Source organism: Kitasatospora sp. MY 5-36 (assembly GCF_001182915.1).
Classification (GTDB): domain Bacteria; phylum Actinomycetota; class Actinomycetes; order Streptomycetales; family Streptomycetaceae; genus Kitasatospora.
This window is the reverse complement of the sequence record NZ_LFVW01000891.1, coordinates 1-3529: the sequence shown is the minus strand read 5'-3', so window position 1 is coordinate 3529 and position 3529 is coordinate 1. Positions and strand designations below refer to the sequence as shown.

Sequence of the window (3529 nt, the reverse complement as noted above, 5' to 3'; positions counted from 1 at the left end):
CTGGCCGAGCGGGCCGGGCTGAGCCTCGCCCCGGCCGGGCGGACGGCCGGACGGGCGGGCGGGGGGACGGCCGCGGTGCCGGCCCAGGCCGCGGGGGACTCCTTCAACCTCACCCCCCGGGAGCGGGACGTGCTCCGGCTGCTCGCGCGCGGCTGGACCAACCGGCAGATCGCCGAGGAGCTGTACATCTCTCCGAAGACCGCGAGCGTGCACGTCTCCAACATCCTCGGCAAGCTCGGGGTCGGCGGCCGGGGCGAGGCGGCCGCACTGGCGCACCGGCTGCGGCTGTTCCCGGAGGACCTGGCCCCCTCGGGCCGCTGAACAGGGCCCCGCTGAACAGGACTCCACTGAACAGGACTCCACTGAACAGGACTCCACTGAGCAGGGCCCCGCTGAGCAGGGTCCCACTGAGCAGGGTCCCACTGAGCAGGGTCCCACTGAACTGGGCGCCACGACGGACCCGGACCGGCCCCGGCCGGTCCGGGTCCGCTGTCCGTCCGCCCCGGCAGCACGGATCGTCCACCCTGGCACCGGTGTTCGGGCGCCGCCGCGTGCTCCCGTGCGCGCCGCGTGAGCCCCTGCCCGCGCGCCGCCGCCAACCGGGCCGATCCGTAGGAATCAGGGGCATTTCCCCACCCTTTCGCCATTACTCTAAGTTGAGTGTGCGTGTCATTGAGTGACGGGATTGGTGTAGGGTCCATTTTGGGAGCATCGGTACGGTGCGGCGGCCGGCAGGCCGCCCACCCCCTGGGCCACCGTCCTGACGGGGCGCCAGGCCACCGCGTACGTCCGACAGGTGCGCGGCCGGTGGCCCGTGGCCGGGGCGCGAGGCCCCGGGCCGGAGGGGGAGAGGCCGAGTGAGCTCCACCGAAACGGTGCTGCCCGGAACCGGACGGCCGGACGCACCGCACACCGACACGTCCGCCGCCGACGTGCCCGCACCCGCCCGCCGCGGCCCGCTGTACCGGCCCGGGGTGAGCCGCACACTGCCCGGGTTCGCCCTGGGCGCGCTCTGCGTGGCCTACGCGACCGGCGCCGCCGCCGGCTGGGGATCGCACCAACTGTCCGTCTTCATGGGCGACTTCGGGCTGGCCGCGGCGGCCCTGGCGGCCGCGCTGTCCTGCCTGGTGTACGGCTGTACGGTCGGCGGCCACGCCCGCCCGGCCTGGCTGCTGTTCGGCCTCTCCTCGCTCATGGTCGCCTTCGGCAACGGCACCTGGGGCTGGTACGAGCTGGTCGTGCGCACCCCGCTGCCCCGGGACTCGCTCGCCGAGTACGCCTTCCTGCTGTTCGCCCCGCTCGCCATCACCGGTGTCCTGGTGCTCGCCCAGCACCCGCGCACGGCGGCCGGCTGGCTCTGCCTGCTGCTCGACGGCTGGCTGATCGCCGGCTCGCTGTTCACCCTCAGCTGGAGCCTGGCGCTCGGCCGGATCGCGGCCGGCGAGGACGGCTCACCGCTGCGCCTGGCCCTCAACCTGGCCTACCCGGTGCTGGACATCCTGCTGGTCAGCCTGGTGGTCGGGCTGCGCTTCGGCGGCCGGGACGGCAACCGGGCGGCGGTGCACACCGCGATGCTGGCGCTCGCCGTCACCGTCACCTGCGACGCCCTGTTCACCTCCCCGGAGCTGCGCAGCAGCTACCACTCGGGCGAACTGCTGGACGCCGGCTGGTTCGCCGGCAGCCTGCTGCTGGGCTGGGCGCCGTGGTCGCCGCGCTGGCGCCGTCCGCTGCGCGACCACCCCTCGGCCGGCGGCCTGCCGCACCGCCGGGTGGCGACCACCTTCAGCGCGCTGACCCCGTACACGGCCGCCGCGGTCTGCACCGCGGGCATTCTCTACAACGCCCTCGGCGGACGGGAGTTGGACCGTGTGGTGGCCGCGGCCGCCTGCACCGTCGGGCTGGCGCTGATCCTCCGGCAGGGCGTCATGCTGCTCGACAACCTGTCGCTGGCGCAGGAACTCGCCCACAAGGAGGCGCACTTCCGCTCGCTGGTGCAGGGCTCCAGCGACGTCATCATGATCGCCGGCGCCAACGGCGTACTCTCCTACGTCTCCCCGGCCGCGCTCGGCGTCTACGGGCGGGACCCGGAGGAGCTGGTCGGCGGCAACCTGCTGGACCTGGTCCACCCCGAGGACGTCGGCCGGGTGCTCTCCGAGGTCCGCCGCTACCTCGCCAGGGTCCGGCTCACCACCCACCGCAGCCCCGGCACCGCCGAGCCCTCCGCCCGGGTCGAGTGCCGGATCAGCTCCGGCGCCGGCGAGTGGCTGTACGTCGAGTCGACCGTCAGCAGACACCGCGACGGCCTGCTGCTCAACAGCCGGGACGTCACCGAACGCGTCATGCTCCAGGCCCAGTTGCAGCACAACGCCTTCCACGACCCGCTCACCGACCTGCCCAACCGGGCGCTGTTCACCCAGCGGCTGCGGGCCGCCCTCGGCGCCCGCGGCCAGCAGGGCGGGACGGGCGCCGGGATCGCGGTGCTCTTCATCGACCTGGACGGCTTCAAGGCGGTCAACGACACCGCCGGGCACCAGGTCGGCGACGAACTGCTGGTGCAGGCGGCCCGCCGGCTGCAGAGCGCCGTCCGCTGCGGGGACACCGTCGCCCGGTTCGGCGGCGACGAGTTCGCCGCGCTGGTCTGCGGCCCGCTCGGCCGCCTCCAGGTCCAGGAGCTGGCCGAGCGGCTGCGCCTCGCGCTCTCCGAGCCGTACTGGATCGGCGGCGCCGAACTCGGCGTCGCCGCCAGCATCGGCATCGCCTTCGGCACCCCCGAACGCGGCCCGGCGGCCGACCCCAGAACCGCGGCCGACGAGCTGATGCGCAACGCCGACCTGGCGATGTACCGGGCCAAGTCCGAGGGCAAGGGCCGGGTGGTGCTCTACACCCCCGCGATGCGGGCCGACCTGGAGCGCCGCACCGAGCTGGAGGAGCGGCTGCGGCTGGCCGTCCGGGAGGGCGGCTTCACCCTGCTCCACCAGCCGGTGGTGGACCTCGGCAGCGGCGCGGTGACCGGCGTCGAGGCGCAGGCCCGCTGGCGTTCGGTGGGCGGCCTGCTGCTCACCCCGGCCGAGTTCCTGCGCTCGGCCGAGCACGGCGACGCGGCCACCCGGTTCTCCCGCTGGCTGGTCCTGGAGGCGGTCAGCGCGGCCGTCGAGCGGCGCGGCCTGCCCGGCGGCAGGGGTCGCGGCACGCCGGAGCCCGTCCCGGTGGCCGTCCGGCTCTCGGTGGAGCGGCTCTGCTCGCCCGGCCTGTACGAGACGGTGGCCTCGGCGCTGCGCGACAGCGGGCTGCCCGCCGACGAACTGGTCATCGAGGTGGCCCGGATGGGCCCGGACTCGCTCGCCGACGAACTCGGCCGCCGGCTCTCCGCCCTGCGCGGGCTCGGCGTCTCCACCTGGCTGGCCGGGTACGGCGCGGGCGGCGGCTCGCTCGGCGCGCTCGCCCGGCTGCCGCTGGACGGGCTCAAGCTGGACCGCACGCTCGTCCAGGACCTCGGCGAGTCCCCGCTCAGCCGCACCCTCGCCGGGCA

2 protein-coding genes and 1 pseudogene are annotated in these 3529 nt (G+C 75.1%); 2 read left to right on the top strand and 1 reads right to left on the bottom strand.

What is annotated here, in order from left to right; all coding sequences use genetic code 11:
- Positions 1 to 321: response regulator transcription factor (locus AE652_RS37820; protein ID WP_049659835.1), on the top strand; the 321-nt coding region annotated here is incomplete at its 5' end.
- Positions 322 to 355: 34 nt separating this feature from the next.
- On the opposite strand, the pseudogene AE652_RS49595 reads toward AE652_RS37820, so the two are convergent.
- Positions 356 to 628: pseudogene (locus AE652_RS49595) on the bottom strand (pentapeptide repeat-containing protein); the annotation flags it as partial.
- A 346-nt stretch (positions 629 to 974) separates the two neighbouring features.
- Here AE652_RS49595 and AE652_RS37815 point away from each other — a divergent pair.
- Positions 975 to 3529 (top strand): bifunctional diguanylate cyclase/phosphodiesterase (locus AE652_RS37815; RefSeq protein WP_234348681.1); only part of this gene is annotated, 2555 nt, incomplete at its 3' end.